This window comes from Rhizobium sp. SRI_017 (genome assembly GCF_057586295.1).
The window spans coordinates 128,145-144,496 of record NZ_JBYCZP010000017.1; the positions used below are offsets into that span (position 1 = coordinate 128,145).

At 60.6% G+C, this 16,352-nt stretch carries 15 protein-coding genes, 1 pseudogene and 1 riboswitch; of the genes and pseudogenes, 12 read left to right on the plus strand and 4 right to left on the minus strand.

Annotated elements, in window-relative coordinates; genetic code table 11:
• Positions 1–573: 573 nt before the first annotated feature.
• Positions 574–1,617, minus strand: coding sequence for a saccharopine dehydrogenase family protein (locus AC2YI2_RS28400; protein ID WP_487389897.1), 1,044 nt, complete (start codon positions 1,615–1,617; stop codon positions 574–576).
• Positions 1,618–1,719: 102 nt separating this feature from the next.
• Here AC2YI2_RS28400 and AC2YI2_RS28405 point away from each other — a divergent pair, with 102 nt between their 5' ends.
• From AC2YI2_RS28405 to AC2YI2_RS28420, 4 genes are all read left to right on the plus strand, one after another.
• Positions 1,720–2,316 carry a TetR/AcrR family transcriptional regulator gene (locus AC2YI2_RS28405; protein WP_487389898.1) on the plus strand — a complete coding sequence of 199 codons (597 nt, stop codon included), beginning with the start codon at positions 1,720–1,722 and terminating at the stop codon, positions 2,314–2,316.
• A gap of 426 nt (positions 2,317–2,742) precedes the next feature.
• Complete coding sequence (gene rpsU, locus AC2YI2_RS28410) at positions 2,743–3,012, plus strand: 30S ribosomal protein S21 (RefSeq protein ID WP_487389899.1); 270 nt, start codon at positions 2,743–2,745, stop codon at positions 3,010–3,012.
• Positions 3,013–3,314: 302 nt separating this feature from the next.
• Positions 3,315–3,578 (plus strand): hypothetical protein, encoded by a 264-nt coding sequence (locus AC2YI2_RS28415; protein WP_487389900.1) that lies wholly within the window; start codon positions 3,315–3,317, stop codon positions 3,576–3,578.
• A gap of 13 nt (positions 3,579–3,591) precedes the next feature.
• The gene (locus AC2YI2_RS28420) at positions 3,592–3,858 is read left to right on the plus strand and encodes a hypothetical protein (protein ID WP_487389901.1); all 267 of its coding nucleotides are present in this window, start codon (positions 3,592–3,594) and stop codon (positions 3,856–3,858) included.
• Positions 3,859–4,166: 308 nt separating this feature from the next.
• Here the strand turns inward: AC2YI2_RS28420 and AC2YI2_RS28425 are convergent, their stop codons facing one another.
• The 3 genes from AC2YI2_RS28425 to AC2YI2_RS28435 are packed head-to-tail and all read right to left on the minus strand — an operon-like array spanning position 4,167 to position 6,294.
• Entirely contained in the window at positions 4,167–4,817 is a 651-nt protein-coding gene (locus AC2YI2_RS28425; protein ID WP_487389902.1) for an amino acid ABC transporter permease, read from the minus strand.
• Entirely contained in the window at positions 4,814–5,482 is a 669-nt protein-coding gene (locus AC2YI2_RS28430) for an amino acid ABC transporter permease (protein ID WP_487389903.1), read from the minus strand. Before AC2YI2_RS28430 ends, AC2YI2_RS28425 begins: the two co-directional genes overlap by 4 nt.
• 2 nt (positions 5,483–5,484) lie before the next feature.
• A complete protein-coding gene (locus tag AC2YI2_RS28435) occupies positions 5,485–6,294 on the minus strand; it encodes a transporter substrate-binding domain-containing protein (RefSeq protein WP_487389904.1) in 810 nt (269 codons plus the stop codon).
• Between the two features lie 258 nt (positions 6,295–6,552).
• Here AC2YI2_RS28435 and AC2YI2_RS28440 point away from each other — a divergent pair, with 258 nt between their 5' ends.
• The 8 genes and pseudogenes from AC2YI2_RS28440 to AC2YI2_RS28475 all read left to right on the plus strand — a co-directional run.
• On the plus strand, positions 6,553–7,509 hold the full coding sequence (locus AC2YI2_RS28440) for a LysR substrate-binding domain-containing protein (RefSeq protein ID WP_487389905.1): 957 nt from the start codon (positions 6,553–6,555) through the stop codon (positions 7,507–7,509).
• 214 nt (positions 7,510–7,723) lie between these two features.
• Positions 7,724–7,832, plus strand: a riboswitch (guanidine-I (ykkC/yxkD leader).
• 77 nt (positions 7,833–7,909) lie between these two features.
• On the plus strand, positions 7,910–8,983 hold the full coding sequence (locus AC2YI2_RS28445) for a putative urea ABC transporter substrate-binding protein (RefSeq protein ID WP_487389906.1): 1,074 nt from the start codon (positions 7,910–7,912) through the stop codon (positions 8,981–8,983).
• Positions 8,984–9,027: 44 nt separating this feature from the next.
• Positions 9,028–9,846 carry an ABC transporter permease gene (locus tag AC2YI2_RS28450; RefSeq protein WP_487389907.1) on the plus strand — a complete coding sequence of 273 codons (819 nt, stop codon included), beginning with the start codon at positions 9,028–9,030 and terminating at the stop codon, positions 9,844–9,846.
• On the plus strand, positions 9,843–10,682 hold the full coding sequence (locus AC2YI2_RS28455; protein ID WP_487389908.1) for an ABC transporter ATP-binding protein: 840 nt from the start codon (positions 9,843–9,845) through the stop codon (positions 10,680–10,682). Before AC2YI2_RS28450 ends, AC2YI2_RS28455 begins: the two co-directional genes overlap by 4 nt.
• Positions 10,679–11,500: an urea amidolyase associated protein UAAP1 gene (locus tag AC2YI2_RS28460; protein ID WP_487389909.1), complete on the plus strand. Its 822-nt coding sequence runs from the start codon at positions 10,679–10,681 to the stop codon at positions 11,498–11,500. The genes AC2YI2_RS28455 and AC2YI2_RS28460 overlap by 4 nt, the downstream gene beginning before the upstream one ends.
• Positions 11,501–11,511: 11 nt before the next feature.
• Positions 11,512–12,162 (plus strand): urea amidolyase associated protein UAAP2, encoded by a 651-nt coding sequence (locus AC2YI2_RS28465; protein WP_487389910.1) that lies wholly within the window; start codon positions 11,512–11,514, stop codon positions 12,160–12,162.
• A 2-nt stretch (positions 12,163–12,164) separates the two neighbouring features.
• Positions 12,165–15,698 (plus strand): urea carboxylase, encoded by a 3,534-nt coding sequence (gene uca / locus AC2YI2_RS28470; RefSeq protein WP_487389911.1) that lies wholly within the window; start codon positions 12,165–12,167, stop codon positions 15,696–15,698.
• A 58-nt stretch (positions 15,699–15,756) separates the two neighbouring features.
• Positions 15,757–16,167 (plus strand): annotated as a pseudogene (locus AC2YI2_RS28475) (allophanate hydrolase-related protein); the annotation flags it as partial.
• Positions 16,168–16,352: the final 185 nt, after the last annotated feature.

Sequence of the window (16,352 nt, forward strand, 5' to 3'; positions counted from 1 at the left end):
CTCGCCGGTTGCGGGTTCGCTGCAACTGATATTCGTTCGGCAATCCAAGGTGGCCGCCGCGTGAAGAACGATCCGTGCCATCTCGTGACAGGGCGGCCTGTTCGGGGTCGTAGGTTATGAGGGCTGCACGCATCACTGCGATTTGGTTGCATTCGTGTTATGCTCGCCGCCCGTCGCCGTAGCATCCGATATTTCACACGTGAGATCATTAAGACGGTCGCTGACACCGCTTGAGAGAGTAACTCCATAACATGACGGAAAGTCGCCAGCCTGCGCATTTTGCTCGCCGCACCCGTTGGCCATTTCGGGTGGTCGTTGGCTTGTAGCGTCCCGCTTGGTGCGGGCACCGCGATGGTCTATCCCTGCCTGGTCGTCGCCGTCTCTATTGTTGGCACCGACTCATTGGAGAAGTGACCTCTTTCCTCTGGCTGTGTCACCATGCGTTTGAACAGATTTTGCGATCTTGACCATGACCGGGCCATAGACACCGAGGTAGACGGCAGATGTTGAAACACCGCTCCGACGTCCGCCAACAATGCATCGGGCGCAAGGACTTGGATCTCGCCCGACCGGTTACGCTTCTGCTATCTCGACCGAGAGGTGCTGGTCGAGGGCGCGCAGGAAGCTAGCGGCATTGAAAATCGCGGCTGGCGGCTTTGCGCCGGTATCGCGGATGTCGCCCGACAGTATGCGCTGCACCGCTTCACAGATAATCGGCGCCGTGACGGCGTAGATGTCCTGGCCCTGCGCGATGATCCGGCGGCGCATTCCCCCTAGCGTGACGATCACTTCAACGGCGAATCGCTGCGCCGAACGTCCAGTTTCATCGACAGCCTGAGGCGCAGATGTCGATGGATCGCGCACATCCCGTAGCGCTGTCGTGCTGAGAAAGGCATGCAGCTCCTTTGTCCGGACATGCTTGGCGATCAGTGGCACTTCCGAGAAGGGAAGCTCGACGAAGGTCTGCCGGCCGAACGGGGCAGGTAGGACGGATACCTTTTCAGCAGGTGGCTGATGCATCGGGGTCAACTGTCCGCCGCTGATTGCAAGACGCCGCGCGGTGTTCTTTTCCCCGGTCACCCGTGTGCCCTTGGTAGGGAGCCAGCTGTCGAGCGCAACGTGGATTTCGATGGCGTCGGCGTGATCCCATTCGCCCATGACGGTTGCGACGAGCAGGTCGGCCAGGCCGCCGTAAAAGCCCATCGCCGGGATGACGACGACGCCTGCGTCCCGGGCTGCGCGCTCGTGACGCTCGAATGTGGCCTGCACGCTCGGCTGTTCGGCCGTCACATCGAGATAGTGGATGCCCGCCCTCAACGCGGCGCGCACCACTGCGTCGGCCGTATCCATGAATGGTCCAGCGCAGTTGATGACCGCTGCCACCCCGGCAAGTGCCCGATCCAGCGCCGCGTCGTCTTCCACCGCAGCTTCGCGGCATTCCACACCGCGCTCGGGAAAACCCGCATCGGCCAGTCTTCCAGCACTCCGGCCGATGGCGACCGGCCTAAGCCCACGCCGTATTAGTTCGGCGACAACAAAGCGGCCGGTATGGCCGTTCGCGCCTATGACCGCTACGCGCTGTTGTGTGTTGGTGACATTGGTTTGATTAGGGGTCATCGCTCTCTCCTTCGCTACAGACCTGTCTGTAGCAATAAACATACAGGTCTGTAGCGTGTCAACCAACTTTCTGCTAGAAGGGAAGATATTGGAGATCGAGACATGGCAAAGAATACAGCGAACTCTCCCGCCTCCGTTACCAACGAGGTGCGGGACAGAATTCTAGAGACCGCATCGGAGCTCTTCTATCGACGAGGCGTGCGCGCTGTGGGCGTCGATCTGGTGGTGGAAAAATCCGGTGTCGCGAAGACCAGCCTCTACCGCCATTTCGGTACGAAAGACGACTTGATCGCTGCCTTTCTCAAGCGCGAGGACTTGGATTTCTGGAGCACCTGGGACCGGGTGAGAGAACAGCATCCGGACGATGCCTTAGCCGAGCTCGACGCTCATTTCGAGTGGATCGGCGAGCGGGTCGGACGGGACAACTACCGGGGTTGCCCGCAAATCAACACGGCGGCCGAGTTTCCTGAGGCGGATCACCCCGCCCGCAAGGTAGCCGAGGCCCATATGCACGAAATGCGGCGGCGCCTGAAGGCCATAGCCGAGGGGCTGGCGGTTGCCAAACCCGACCGGCTCGCCGGTCAGCTCGCAGTCCTGATCAACGGCGCCTTTGTCAGCATGCAGCTTTTTGAACCTGGCGAGGCAACCGGTTTGCTGCGCGATGCCGCCCATGCTCTGATCGCGGCAGGCCGCGACTGATTAGACTCACGGCTGTTAAACGATATGGTGACTTTATGGACCGGCGTCTTGGGCCCCCGCTTTCGAAGTCCGGGATTGCCGGCCATCGGACAGTATGATGTCGCCAAAGCTAATCGCAGCTTGGCGTCAAACAGCGAGTTTTTCGCTTGGATCGGGCGAAATCGGACGGACATCATCCGGCCCCGAATCTATCGGCGATAAGGCAATGCCCATAGGCTCCGCGCGATATTCGTCTCCCGGGGACGCACCCATCTCGAGCGTCAAAGCTCCAGTATCAATGATCTCGCCCTCCGCAGGAGGCGGTCCGAAAGCAGCGTCGGACAACAGATCGCTAAGGTGGCACAGCGCTCGACGTGAATCGACCCCCCTCTTGATAAGTGAGGCGATATTGATTTAGTACGAGACGCTCAGTGCAAGGAGTCGAAATTGCAGGTTCTGGTACGCGATAATAACGTAGATCAAGCTCTCCGTTTTCTGAAGAAAAAACTGCAGCGCGAAGGCGTGTTCCGTGAAATGCGATTGCGGGAGCATTTCGAGAAGCCATCTGTAAAGCGCGCGCGCGAGAAGGCAGAAGGTATCCGTCGCGTCAGGAAAATGGCCCGCAAGAAGCTTGAACGCGAAAGCGGGATCTCTGCTCCAAAAAAGCCTAAGTCTCCTGTTCGGGCGAAGAAGTCCGATGAGACGAAGGTGAGTTGATCGCGATAGGCCATTCTTGGACGGCCTCGCCCGCGGCGCCGTGTTTTGCCAGCGAACCAAGCACACTATCCAATTCAAGCGACTTACCGCACGGACTGCGGCAAGCTTCCCCGGTGCTTCGGGGCGAGAACGGACGATGAAGATGGAGAATCTTTTCGTTGGTCCGTGAGAGACGGAAACCGAGTTCCGTCGATCCCATAGTCTCGTCAAAGGCGATTGCTTGCGTTTCTGATTGCGCGGGAGTCGTGTTCCAGATATCGACTGAGAGCCTGCAAATTGCCGGCCTATAGATTGGAAGTAGAATGACGGGCATTGTCCCGAAGGTCGAGATCTCCCCACTTTCTGAAGAGTTCACTGACAACGGCATCAAAGTTGACGTCCAAATTTACAAACTAGAAGGTAGCGACGGCTGGACGCTTGAACTCGTCGTCGATGAAGAGACATCTATCGAGTGGAGTACCACGTTCGCAACAGACCAGGCAGCTTGGGATGAGTTCACACACGGTGAGACGGATGTAGGGCTCCTGCTTGAGAGCCATGGCAAAAATGAGGGGTCTGCCCATTGAAGGACCTCGGTCCATGACCTCAGTGCTCATCTTCCTCGCTGCGCTCGCGTTAGGATTGATCACGGCAGGCATCGCGCAATGGAAAGGCCGGAGCGCCTCGACCTGGCTGCTGTATGGTCTCGTTGTTTCGGTTGTTGCGATCCCGTTTTTGCTCACGCTGGAGCGCCGGCAGAGTGACGCGGCGCGCCTGGCGCTTGCCTATTTTGTCGCAGCAGTGCTGCTGCTTGCCATTATCGCCGTCTTAGTGATCTATCGAGCTCAGAATGCGGGAGCTTTCTGATCGGCCTCACTACGCTATTCCGTGGGTCTCTCCCAGTTGTCTCAACAGCGCCCGATCGTCATGTGTTGGCCTGAGCGAATGTCTGAGCTGGAGCCGGGCAGACCGTCTGCTGTCGGAAAATCCATCGCGAAATCGGGCATTTGGGTACTCGGCGCGAAAGACTCGGATTGGTTCGCAAAGCAGTTCATACAGGCCAGAGTAAATCGGGGTGAGCGCGTCGGCGGTGTGCATCAATTGGAAAATTGAGGCAACGAAGTAGAACGAGGCGGAGATTGCCGCCGCAGCGGGGAGCGTGACGATCCAGGCGATCAGCTACGAAGTTCAGTACGAAGCTCAAGCCGTCTTGCAAGTCGTGTCAGCGGATAGCAAAGGCAGAAATAGATCACCGCCACGAGACCATAGACCGTGAATGGTTCGAAGGTCGCGTTGTTGATGGCGTTGGATGTTTTGACCAGTTCGTCAAAACCGATGATCGAGGTCAGCGCAGTGCTCTTGATCAACTGCACCAGAAAGCCGACGATTGGAGCGCGCGTGATGGCAAAGGCCTGGGGCAGGATGATCAGGCGAAGCTGCGATATGTAATGCAGGCCAAGGCTCTGGGCGGCATCCCATTGACCTGTCGGCAGAGATTGCACACCACCCCGCCAGATTTCCGCGAGGTAGGCGCTCGCACAGAGCGTAAGTCCGAGCGCTGCCGCCGTCCATGCCTCGATGCGAAAGCCGAGCAACGGCAGGCCGAAGAACAGCAGGAAAAGCTGCATCAGCAACGGCGTACCCTGAAACAGACCGATGTAGTACTCGCCGCATCGACGCAGCCAGGGGCGCTTGGATATGCGCAGCAACAGGATGAGAATACCGACGATAGACCCGCCCGCGAAGGCCACGATCGACAGCATGATGGTCCAGCGCGCGGCAAGCAGCAGATTGCGGACAATGTCCCAGAGGGTGAACTCGATCATGCCATGCCCCCGGGTATCATCTTCCGGCCGGCGGCAAACAACAATCTGCGCAGGCCGATGCTCAGGCCGAGATAGACCAGCGTGATGATGAAATAGGTCTCAAAGGCACGGAAGGTGCGGGCTTGCAGCATGTCCGCCTCGTAGGTCAGTTCCCGCACCGCGATTTGCGAGACCACGGAGGATTCCAGCATCATGATGACGATCTGGCTGGTCAGCGCCGGGAAGATGACCTTCAGCGCTTGCGGCAGGACGACCTTGATGAAGACCTGGATCGGCCTCAGGCCGAGTGCCGTCGCAGCTTCCTTTTGGCCCGATGGAACGGCATCGAGACCGGCCCCGACGATTTCTATCGTGTAAGCGGTCATGTTGAGCGTCATGGCAAGCATCGAAGCGACGACCGGATCGAGCCGGATGCCGAAGCGCGGCAGTCCGAAGAATATGAAGAACAACTGGACGAGAAAGGGTGTGTTGCGGATCACCTCCACATAGGCCGAAATCACGCTACGCAAGATCCGGTAGCGGCTGCGCCTGGCAGCCGCCCCGAGAATGCTCAACACAATGCCTAGCACAGAGGTCACGGCGATCAGGAAGACCGTCATGGCCGCGCCGTTGGCAATTGCTCCGACCGCTTCTTCTAGCCAGCCGAAATCGAGCGCATAGCCCATCCTCAATCCTTGAGGTTGTCAGGATTGAGCGGCACCTTCAACCAGGCCTCTGAGCTTTTGCTGAGGGAACCGTCGGCCAGCATATTGGCGATCGTGTCGTCAATCAGCTTCTTGAGGCGATCCTCGCCCTTGTTGACCGCGATATGCGAGGGAGACGTCATCAGCTGAAACTTCTGCTCGGGCTTCAACGCGTCCTGCTTTGCCAGCACCTGGGCACCGACGTCGTTGCCGACGACCATCAACTGCGTCTGGCCTGATATGAAGGCCTGGATGACGGAATTATAGTTGTCGAAGCGCTTGATATCGACGTCGGCAGGAGCGGCTGCTGTCAGGGAGGTGTCTTCGAGCGTGCCGCGATTGACCGCGACGCTCTTGCCGGCGAGATCTGCCGCAGCCTTGACTTCGAGGGCAGCGGGACCGATGACGGCGATGTAGTAGGGTGCATAGGCTGCGGCATAGTCGAGAACCTCGGCGCGCTCCTTGCTGTAGCCGACGCTCATCAGCAGGTCGACGCGACGCTCCGTCAGGTATGGGATACGGTTCTGGCCGGTAACGCTGACCGGATTGAGCTTGACCTTCAGCGCGTCGGCGATCGCCTGGGCGACATCCATGTCATAGCCCTTGAGGCTCATGTCGGCGCTGGCGGACGAGAAGGGCGGGAAGTCGGAGAAAACGCCGACATTCAGGGCGCCGGCTTTGGCGATGTCGTCAAGTGCATCGGCATTTGCACTGCTTGTTGCCATGCCAAGAATTGCACCGCCGACTAGGACGAGTGCCGCGAACGACAATTTCAATTTGGATTTGGTTGTCATCTTATTCCCCTTTTTGAGCTATTTTGGAATCTAGGCCTCGTGTCAGTTGCCACACGAATTGCCGCATCACATTCGGCCAAGCTTCAAAGATCGCGCCTCTGGCTTTGCGACCCAGCCAAAGTTCACACTTTGAGGCATTTCCCAGTTTTTTTCCCTGTTCTGCATATTAGGTGGCAAATCGAATTGAAAATCAATTGACAATGTTGTCGGCTGCGGTGTGAGAAAAACTCACATCTTGTTCAGTTCGGAGAACCGTCGTTGTCAAGCCGTCTGCCGCCACTTAACCCATTGAGAGCCTTCGAGGCGACTGCGCGGCGCGGATCAGTGTCGGCTGCCGCGCGCGAACTCAATGTAACGCATGGCGCCGTCAGCCATCAGATCCGGGCGTTGGAACTCTCTTTCAATGTCTCGCTGTTCGTGCGCGGGGGCAAGCGCCTGATACTGACCCCGCAGGGTGCGCTTCTCTTGCCGGCCGTCACGCATGCGTTTGAAGAAATCGCGGCAGCGACGGCAGCCATGACACGGCCGACCACCAGCGGGCAGTTGCGATTTGCGTGCGTGCCGGCGCTGCTGTCGTTCTGGATGATCCCGCGTTTGCACGAGTTCACCGACCAGTACCCCGATATCAGTCTGACCTTGATCGCCTCCAATGACTTGGCGCAGCTCTATTCGCCAGATGTCGATCTCTGCCTGCTCTATGGCAATGGCGACTGGCCGGACCACTGGTCGCGGCTCTGGAGTCCGCTGGTGCTGTTTCCCGTCGTCAGCCCGGCGCTGTTGAACATGCAGCCCCTTCGCACCATTCGCGATCTCAGCGATCACGTCATTCTTCACGCAGATGACGGGCGGGAATGGAACACATGGCTTGCCGCCGCCGACAGCGGGGTGGTCCCGCGCCGCCGCCAGCATTTCATGAGTGACGCACGCCTTTCGACAGAAGCGGCACTGCACAATCAGGGGGTCGCGCTGGGGGACACGATCACCGCAGGAGGTCTGATCGCCAAAGGCGAGTTGATCGCGCCGTTCGACCTGACGGTGCCTGCCAACAATGCCTTCTACGTCGCTTGCCGCAACGACGTTCGCGCCGCCCCGATCGTCAAGGTCTTCATCGACTGGCTGTTTTCAGCGCTCGAGAGCGATCCGATGCCCGGGCCGCAACATGCCGCGCGCACATTGATACGCAGCAAGATGCCTCTCGTTGGCACACCGGGATAATAGGCCCGGGGCCAGTGCAGCCGTCGATCGCCCATGCCTATCGTCATGTCATCGAGAAAGGCTCGATTGCATGCAACTAATCTGAGTTGCCTATTTTGATTCCATCGGCAGTTTTTAGGCTATTTTTTTAAGCAACAGATTTGGCTTGTTGTGAGCGCAAGTGTTGAAATTCCCGTGTCCACCCTCTTGGCACGGAGCTTGCGTGTAAGCTCGCAGAGTTGGTGGCTAGGGTTCCGGCGTTGAAAAACGTGCTGGTCCGAGAGCTGCCACCGGTTTGGGGAGACATCCCACCGGGTGCACGGCGGGAGAAAAGCCCGGGAGACCTCGTTGGCCAAGGGATTGGCGGCGCGATGGTCGATGCCGATCCCTTTTTGAGTGAAACAAAAAGGGGAATGATGAAATGCAGATACTTTCAAGAATTTTCTCGATCTCGGTCGTGGCGGCAACCCTGGCGCTCGGAACCGCGAGCTTGGCCGACGCTGCACCGAAGAAGGAATTCAAGGTCGCCTGGTCGATCTATGTCGGCTGGATGCCGTGGGGCTATGCAAACGATCATGGCATCGTCAAGAAATGGGCTGACAAATACGGCCTGAAGATCGATGTCACCCAGTTCAACGACTACGTCGAGTCGATGAACCAATACACGGCCGGCGCCTTCGACGCCGTGACGCTGACCAACATGGACGGCCTCTCCATTCCGGCCGCGGGCGGTGTCGACACGACTGCCGTGATCGTCGGGGATTTTTCCAACGGCAATGACGCCGTCATTCTCAAGGACAAGGCAGCGCTGGCCGATATCAAGGGACAGAATGTCAGCCTGGTCGAATTTTCGGTGTCGCATTATCTCCTGGCCCGCGCACTTGAAAGCATCGGCATGAGCGAACGCGACGTCAAGGTCGTCAACACCTCCGACGCCGACATGGTCGCCGCCTACAAGACGCCTGAAGTGACGTCTGTCGTCACCTGGAACCCGCTCGTCTCAACAATCCTCGAGGACCCCTCGGCCAAGAAGGTGTTCGACAGTTCCCAGGTGCCAGGCGAGATCATCGATCTGATGGTTGCCAATACCGAGGTCCTGAAGGACAATCCGGATTTCGGCAAGGCACTGGCCGGCATCTGGTATGAGACGGCTGCTCTGATGATCGCCGACTCTGCCGAAGGCAAGGCGGCGCGCGAGGCGATGGGCAAGGCATCCGGCACCGACCTCGCTGGCTTCGAGAGCCAGATGGCTGCGACGAAACTGTACGCCAAGCCCGCTGACGCGCTTGCTTTCACCACCTCCGCCGAACTGCCCAAGACGATGGATCTCGTGCGCAAGTTCCTGTTCGATAAGGCCCTGCTCGGCAGTGGTGCTGCGTCGGCCGACGTGATCGGCATCGAAATGCCCGACGGCACCGTTCTCGGCGACAAGGCCAACGTGAAGTTCCGCTTCTCGTCGGTCTACATGAAGGCTGCGGCGGACGGCGGTCTCTAAGCGCCGTCTCAACCTCTCACCCTCCCGAGACCGGACCCGAGCCGATGCGCTGGATCAATGCCCGACCAAGTCGCGGAATGCAGTTGTTCCTGCTGATGCTGCCTTTCGCGATTCTGATCGCACTCTACGCCATGGGCTCGGCCGCGCGGCTGGCCGACAACGCCAATGACAAGCTGCTGCCGGGGCTTTCGAGCTTCGCTGCGGCCATCGAACGCATGGCGCTGGTGCCGGACCAGCGCACCGGCGAATACCTGATGTGGATGGATACCAAGGCGAGCCTTGCCCGCCTTCTCGTCGGCTTGGGCATTTCAACGGCGCTGGCGCTGGTCATCGGCATGCTGATCGGCATGCTGCCTTACCTGCGATCACTGCTGGCACCGTTCGTCGCCGTCTTCTCCATGGTGCCGCCGCTGGCGCTGCTGCCGATCCTGTTCATCGTCATGGGGCTGGGCGAGGCATCCAAGATCGCGCTGATCGTGATCGGCGTGGCACCCGCGATGATCCGCGACCTCGCCGGCAAGGCACTTGAATTGCCACGCGAGCAGATTGTCAAAGCCGAGACGCTGGGCGCCAATTCCTGGCAGGTGGCGCTACGCGTGGTGCTGCCGCAAATCCTGCCGCGACTGATCACCTGCGTGAAACTGCAGCTCGGACCGGCCTGGCTGTTTCTGATCGCCGCCGAGGCGATCTCGTCGGAAGCCGGGCTCGGCTATCGCATTTTCCTGGTGCGCCGCTATCTGGCCATGGATGTCATCTTTCCGTACGTCGTCTGGATCACCCTTCTCGCCGTCGTCGCCAATATCCTGCTGGATCGTCTTCGGGTCTCGCTCTTCCCGTGGTCGGAGCTGGAGAAGCCGGCATGAGCGAACTGGTGATCTCCAATCTCTGGAAGGAATATGGCGACCAGATCGTCCTGGAAGACGTGTCGCTGAAGGTGGCGTCGCGCGCCTTCGTCGCGCTGGTGGGTCCATCGGGCTGTGGAAAGTCCACCTTTCTCCGAATGCTGCTCGGACAGGAACGTCCGACGCGCGGCACGATCCTGCTTGACGGCAATGCGCTGCCCGGCGAGCCCGGCCCCGATCGGGGTGTCGTCTTCCAGCGCTATTCGGTGTTTCCACACCTGACGGTGCTCGGCAATGTTCTGCTCGGCAAGGAATTCGCCGCCGCGCCGCTCAGTGCGCGCCTTTTCGGTGCCGCTCGCCGCCAGGTATTGGACGAAGCACGCCAGATGATAGCCGAGGTCGGGCTTGCCGGATCCGAAGACAAATATCCCGCCCAGCTCTCGGGCGGCATGCAGCAGCGACTGGCACTGGCGCAGGCACTGTTCAAGAAGCCCAAGGTGCTGTTGCTCGACGAGCCTTTCGGAGCGCTCGACCCTGGCATCAGGGCTGAAATCCACAAGCTGATGAAGCGGCTGTGGAACGAGACACAGATGACAGTGGTCATGGTCACGCATGATATGCGCGAGGCATTCACGCTGGCGAGCCGCGTCGTCGCCTTCGAACGCCGACGGGACCGGCCCGAGGAAAAGCTGCGCTACGGCGCCACGATCACCAGGGACATTGCCATATGGCCGCCGCGCGTGGCCGGCGTGCATTCCATCTACAGCCCCGCCATCCACAGCCTCGATCGGGACGGCCCGGTCAACACTCCGGGGCACCCCCGGGACGACCCGGCACCATCAGGAGATCAATCATGATGCATATCAGACGATCCGCCGAGGAGATCGCCGGCAACCGCGCGCGCTACGAGGAACACCAGAAGAAGGGTCTGGAATTCGCGCCGAAGGCGATGCCGGAGCCGAGCCCGCTGCCGGCGCCGCCGATCGATGCAGCCGCCATCATCCACCGGGAGGTCGTTCCGGGTGGCTGGTATTGGTCGACGAAGCTGATGAAGGGCGAGGCAATCCGGATCGACCAGGCCGAGGGCAATTCGACCGTTGCGCTCGTGGCCTGGAATGTCCATGATACGACCGAGCGGATCAACCTGGTCGATACCGCCAAGGTGCAATGGACCACGGCGCTCACCAAAGGTCGCGTGATCTTCTCCGACATGGGCCGGGTGATGATCTCCCTGATCGAGGACAGTTCCGGCACGCATGACTGCCTGATGGGCGGCTCGACGGCCGCCTCCAACGCCGCGAAATATCCCGACACCAAATCCCGCAACACGCGCGACAACCTGATCCTCGTCGCCGCAAAGCTTGGGCTCGATCGCCGCGACCTGCCCGGCGTGCTCAATCTCTTCGCGCCCGTTCGAGTGGACGATGCCGGCAGCTTCGGCTGGACATCGAAGCGTTCCAACAGCGGCGACTATACCGAACTGCGCGCCGAGATGGATCTGCTGCTGGGATTCTCCAATTGCCCGCATCCGCTTGATCCAAGTCCGGTCTACGACCCGCAGCCCGTGACGATCACCCGCTTCCGGGCGGCCCCTCCGGCAGCGGACGACCTGTGTCGGACGGCGACCGCCGAAGCCGTCCGCGGCATCGAAAACAACACCATGATGCAGGCCTGAGGAGCGACCCGATGAACGATTTTGTCCAGACCTCCCCCGCCCGCACGATCGAGAATGCGGCTGGCGATCACTTCATCCCCGCCGAGGCGCCATGGTCCGGCCTGGTGAAGAAGGGCCAGACCATCCGCATCGAGGACAGCTATGGCCAGCAGGCGATCGACACGCTGTTCTACCGTGCCGGCGATTTCGCCGAACGCTACTCCAACCAGGACACCATGCGCGAGCAGGGCGGCGCCTATGTGGGGACAGGCACGAAGATCATGTCCAACGAAGGCCGGGTGATGCTGACCATGACCGCCGATAGCTGCGGCCGGCATGATACGTCGGCAGGCGCATGCTCCTGCGAGAGCAACACCGTGCGCTTCGGCCATGGCACGAAATATCTCCATGCCTGCCGGGACAACTTCATCCTCGAGGTCTCGAGGCACGGCATGGGCAAGCGCGATATCGTGCCCAACATCAATTTCTTCATGAACGTACCGATCACGCCCAATGGCGAGATGACTATTGTCGACGGGATTTCGTCGCCGGGGGACTTCGTGGAATTGGTCGCGGACATGGATGTGCTCTGCGTGATCTCGAACTGCCCGCAGATCAACAACCCCTGCAACGGGTTCGATCCGACTCCGATCCGGGTGTTGATCTGGGACGGCAAGGAATAGACATGTTCACGAAAATCCTCATTGCCAACCGCGGGGAGATCGCGGTCAGGGTGATCCGCACCCTCAAAACCCTCGGCATCGCCTCGGTGGCGGTCTATTCCGACGCCGACCGCTTTGCCCGCCATGTGCTCGACGCCGACCAGGCCGTGCGACTGGGACCTGCACCGGCAAGCGAAAGTTATCTGGACGTCGATGCCGTGATTGCCGCCTGCAAGGCGACGGGCGCGCAGGCAGTGCATCCCGGCTATGGCTTCCTGTCTGAAAATATCGCTTTCGCGGAACGACTGGCGAGCGAAGGAATCGTCTTCATTGGCCCGAAGCCGGAGCACCTGTCCGCCTTCGGGCTCAAGCACAGGGCGCGCGAACTGGCCAGCGCAAGCGGTGTGCCACTGCTGCCGGGCACCGGTCTGCTGGCAACACCGGCTGAGGCACTGACCGCAGCCGAGACCATCGGCTATCCTGTGATGCTGAAAAGCACGGCCGGTGGCGGTGGCATCGGCATGCAGCTCTGCGCCGATGCCGATGCGCTCAAGGCGAGCTTCGAGAGCGTGCAGCGGACAGCGCGGGCAAGCTTTGGTGATGCGCGCGTCTATATCGAGCGCTTCGTGTCCGAAGCCCGTCATGTCGAGGTGCAAATTTTCGGTGATGGCCGTGGGCGCGTCGTCGCACTCGGAGAGCGGGATTGCTCGCTGCAACGGCGAAACCAGAAGGTCGTCGAGGAAACGCCGGCGCCAGGCTTGCCGGACGCCGTACGCAGTCGTCTCCACAAGGCGGCGGTGGACCTCGGCAAGTCGGTTTCCTATGAGTCCGCCGGCACGGTCGAGTTCATCTATGATCCGATACGGGAAGAATTCTACTTTCTCGAGGTCAATACCCGGCTGCAGGTCGAGCACCCTGTAACCGAAGCCGTGTTCGGCATCGATCTCGTCGAATGGATGATCCTCCAGGCCGCAGGCGAGGATGTCCTGACCGGAGCCGCAGCTTTGAGGCCCTCCGGTGCCGCCATCGAAATGCGTGTCTATGCGGAGATGCCGCACGCAGATTTCCGCCCCAGCGCCGGGCTGCTGACCGAAGTCGCGTTTCCCGAAACCGCCCGCGTCGACCGCTGGATCGAGACCGGCACCGAAGTGACGCCGTTCTATGACCCGATGCTCGCGAAGATCATCGTCGCGGCCCCGGATCGGCCAACCGCGATCGCGAAGCTGAAGTCGGCACTGGCGGACACATCCATCGCCGGAATCGAGACCAACCTCGACTATCTCCGCGCCATCGCCGCCTCCGATCTGCTGGCAAGCGGCATCGTGTCGACGGCCGCACTGAAGGACTTTGACTTTACCCCTGATATCATCGAGGTCCTCGAGCCTGGAGCGCAATCCAGCATCCAGGAACTGCCTGGTCGGCTTGGGCTCTGGCATGTCGGCGTACCGCCCAGCGGGCCGATGGACGAACGGTCCTTTCGTCATGCCAACCGGCTGGTCGGCAATGAGGACAAAGTCGCGGCACTGGAACTCACCGTCGCCGGGCCGACGCTCAAATTCCATGCCGAGACGGTGATTGCGATCGCGGGCGCCGACATGCCGATGAGGGTGGACGGCCAGCGCCTGCCACATGCCCGACCGGTCACCATCCTTGCCGGACAGACGCTCTCGGTCGGTCGGATCGACGGACCGGGACAGCGCGCCTATCTCGCTGTTGCGGGAGGCTTTTCGGCACCTGTCGTGCTTGGGTCGCGCGCCACATTCGACCTTGGAAAATTCGGTGGCAATGCCACCGGCACGTTGAAAACGGGCCACGTCCTGCATCTCGCCCGGCAAGCGCAAGATACGCCGAATGCAGCCATCGCCCCGGCGGAGTTGACGCATGGCTGGAATGTCGGCGTCGTCTACGGCCCACACGGCGCCCCGGACTTCTTTCAGGACGATGATATCGAGACGCTTTTCACGAGCGATTACGAGGTGCATTTCAACAGCGCCCGCACCGGTGTCCGCCTGATCGGGCCAGCCCCGAAATGGGCACGCAACGACGGCGGCGAAGCCGGGCTGCATCCTTCCAACCTGCATGACAATGCCTATGCCGTGGGTGCAATCGACTTCACCGGAGACATGCCGATCATCCTCGGCCCCGATGGCCCGAGCCTCGGCGGCTTCGTCTGCCCTGCGGTCATCGCCCATGACGAGCAGTGGAAAATGGGCCAGTTCAAGCCCGGCGACACCATCCGTTTCCACCCGGTGGCACGACCGGCCGACGCGATCATGGGGCCAGGCCTATATGATCGTGCCGAGGCCGGCTCAGCGATCGTCGGCCGCCGCGACGATGGCCCCGTTCCCGTCGTCTACCGTCGGCAGGGCGACGATAACCTGCTGGTCGAATATGGCCCGATGGCGCTCGACATCGCACTTCGACTACGGGTTCATCTGCTCATGCAGGCGGTTATCGCGGCAAGACTGCCGGGGGTGATCGACCTTACGCCCGGCATTCGCTCGTTGCAGATTCACTATGAGAGCAGCGTGCTCACGAGGGCCCGCCTTCTCGCTTTCCTTTCCGAGGTCGAGACGACCCTGCCGCGTGCGCAGGATGTAACTGTGCCCAGCCGCATCGTTCACCTGCCGCTCTCCTGGAACGACCCCGATGCCGAACTGGCGATGCGCAAATACCAGGAACTTGTGCGTCCGAATGCACCCTGGTGCCCATCCAACATCGAATTCATTCGCCGCATCAACGGTCTGGCCGACGAGCAGGCGGTCAAGGACATCGTTTTCGACGCCAGCTACCTGGTGCTGGGACTCGGGGATGTCTATCTCGGTGCGCCGGTGGCGACGCCCGTCGATCCACGGCACAGGCTGGTGACGACGAAATATAATCCTGCCCGCACATGGACCCCTGAAAATGCCGTCGGCATCGGCGGCGCCTACATGTGCATCTACGGCATGGAGGGGCCTGGCGGATACCAGCTGTTCGGCCGGACGATACAGGTCTGGAACACCTGGCGGCAGACCCCGGAATTCGCCAAGGGCAAACCATGGCTGTTGAACTTTTTCGACCAGATCCGCTTCTTTCCGGTGAGCAATGCCGAATTGACGGAGGCGCGCGCTGCCTTCCCGTACGGGGGCTATCCCGTGCGGATCGAGGAGACCGAATTCTCCTACGCACGCTATGAGACGGAATTGCTGGCCAACGCGGAGTCGATCGCCACGTTCAAGAACAGGCAGCAATCGGCGTTCGAAGCTGAAAAGCTGCGCTGGAAGGAAGAGGGTCTCGACACGTTCATCGCGGATGACGGCGGCGACGCGGCCCCCTATGGCGACGTTCCCGCCGGCTGCTTCGGCGTTGCGAGCGCCGTACCCGGAAGCATCTGGAAGATGCTTGTCGAGCCCGGCACCACGGTTGCCGCGGGCGATAGTCTCGCCATCGTCGAATCCATGAAAATGGAGATCAGCATCACCACGCATGCCGCCGGGCGCGTCAAGGAATTGCGAGCAGCGCCCGGCCGAAACATCAAAGCTGGCGATATCATCGTCGTTCTGGAGGAAGACTGACATGCTGCCGACAATTTCCGATCTCCCGAAACTCCGCGCCGCGGATGCCGCAGAACCCGAGGACGGATTGGTATCGATCGTGGTCGTGGGCGCACATCTGACGGGCATGCCGCTCAACCACGAACTGACGGGGCCAGGGGGAAAGCTGGCTAGATCCTGCCGCACGGCCGGCGACTATCGCCTCTTCGTTCTGCCGGACACGATGCCGCCGAAGCCCGGCCTGATCCGCGAACCTGGTTTCGCCGGAGCCGGTTTGGAAGTCGAAGTCTGGCATGTGTCGGCGGCGGCGTTTGGTCGCTTCGTCCAGAATATCCCCGCGCCACTTGGCATCGGCAAGGTAACGCTGGATGACGGCAGCCAGGTCTCCGGATTTCTTTGTGAAGCATACGCGATCGCTGGCGCAAAGGAGGTCACACACCTCGGAGGTTGGCGGAGCTACATAGAAAGCATGACCAAGACAAGCGGCTAGGAAGTTGGCAAGACCCAGCATGGCCTGCCCGCAATGCCCGATTCTCGAGTTTCGAAGGTGTCGGCTTGATGTCCGAAATGGTGCACATCGGCCGCGCCAGCAGTGAGTGCCGATCTTCCATAGGGGTAGAAACGCCTTTGGCCTCCCTTGGGAGGCCGATAGTGCGTTGATATATTTAGAAGATT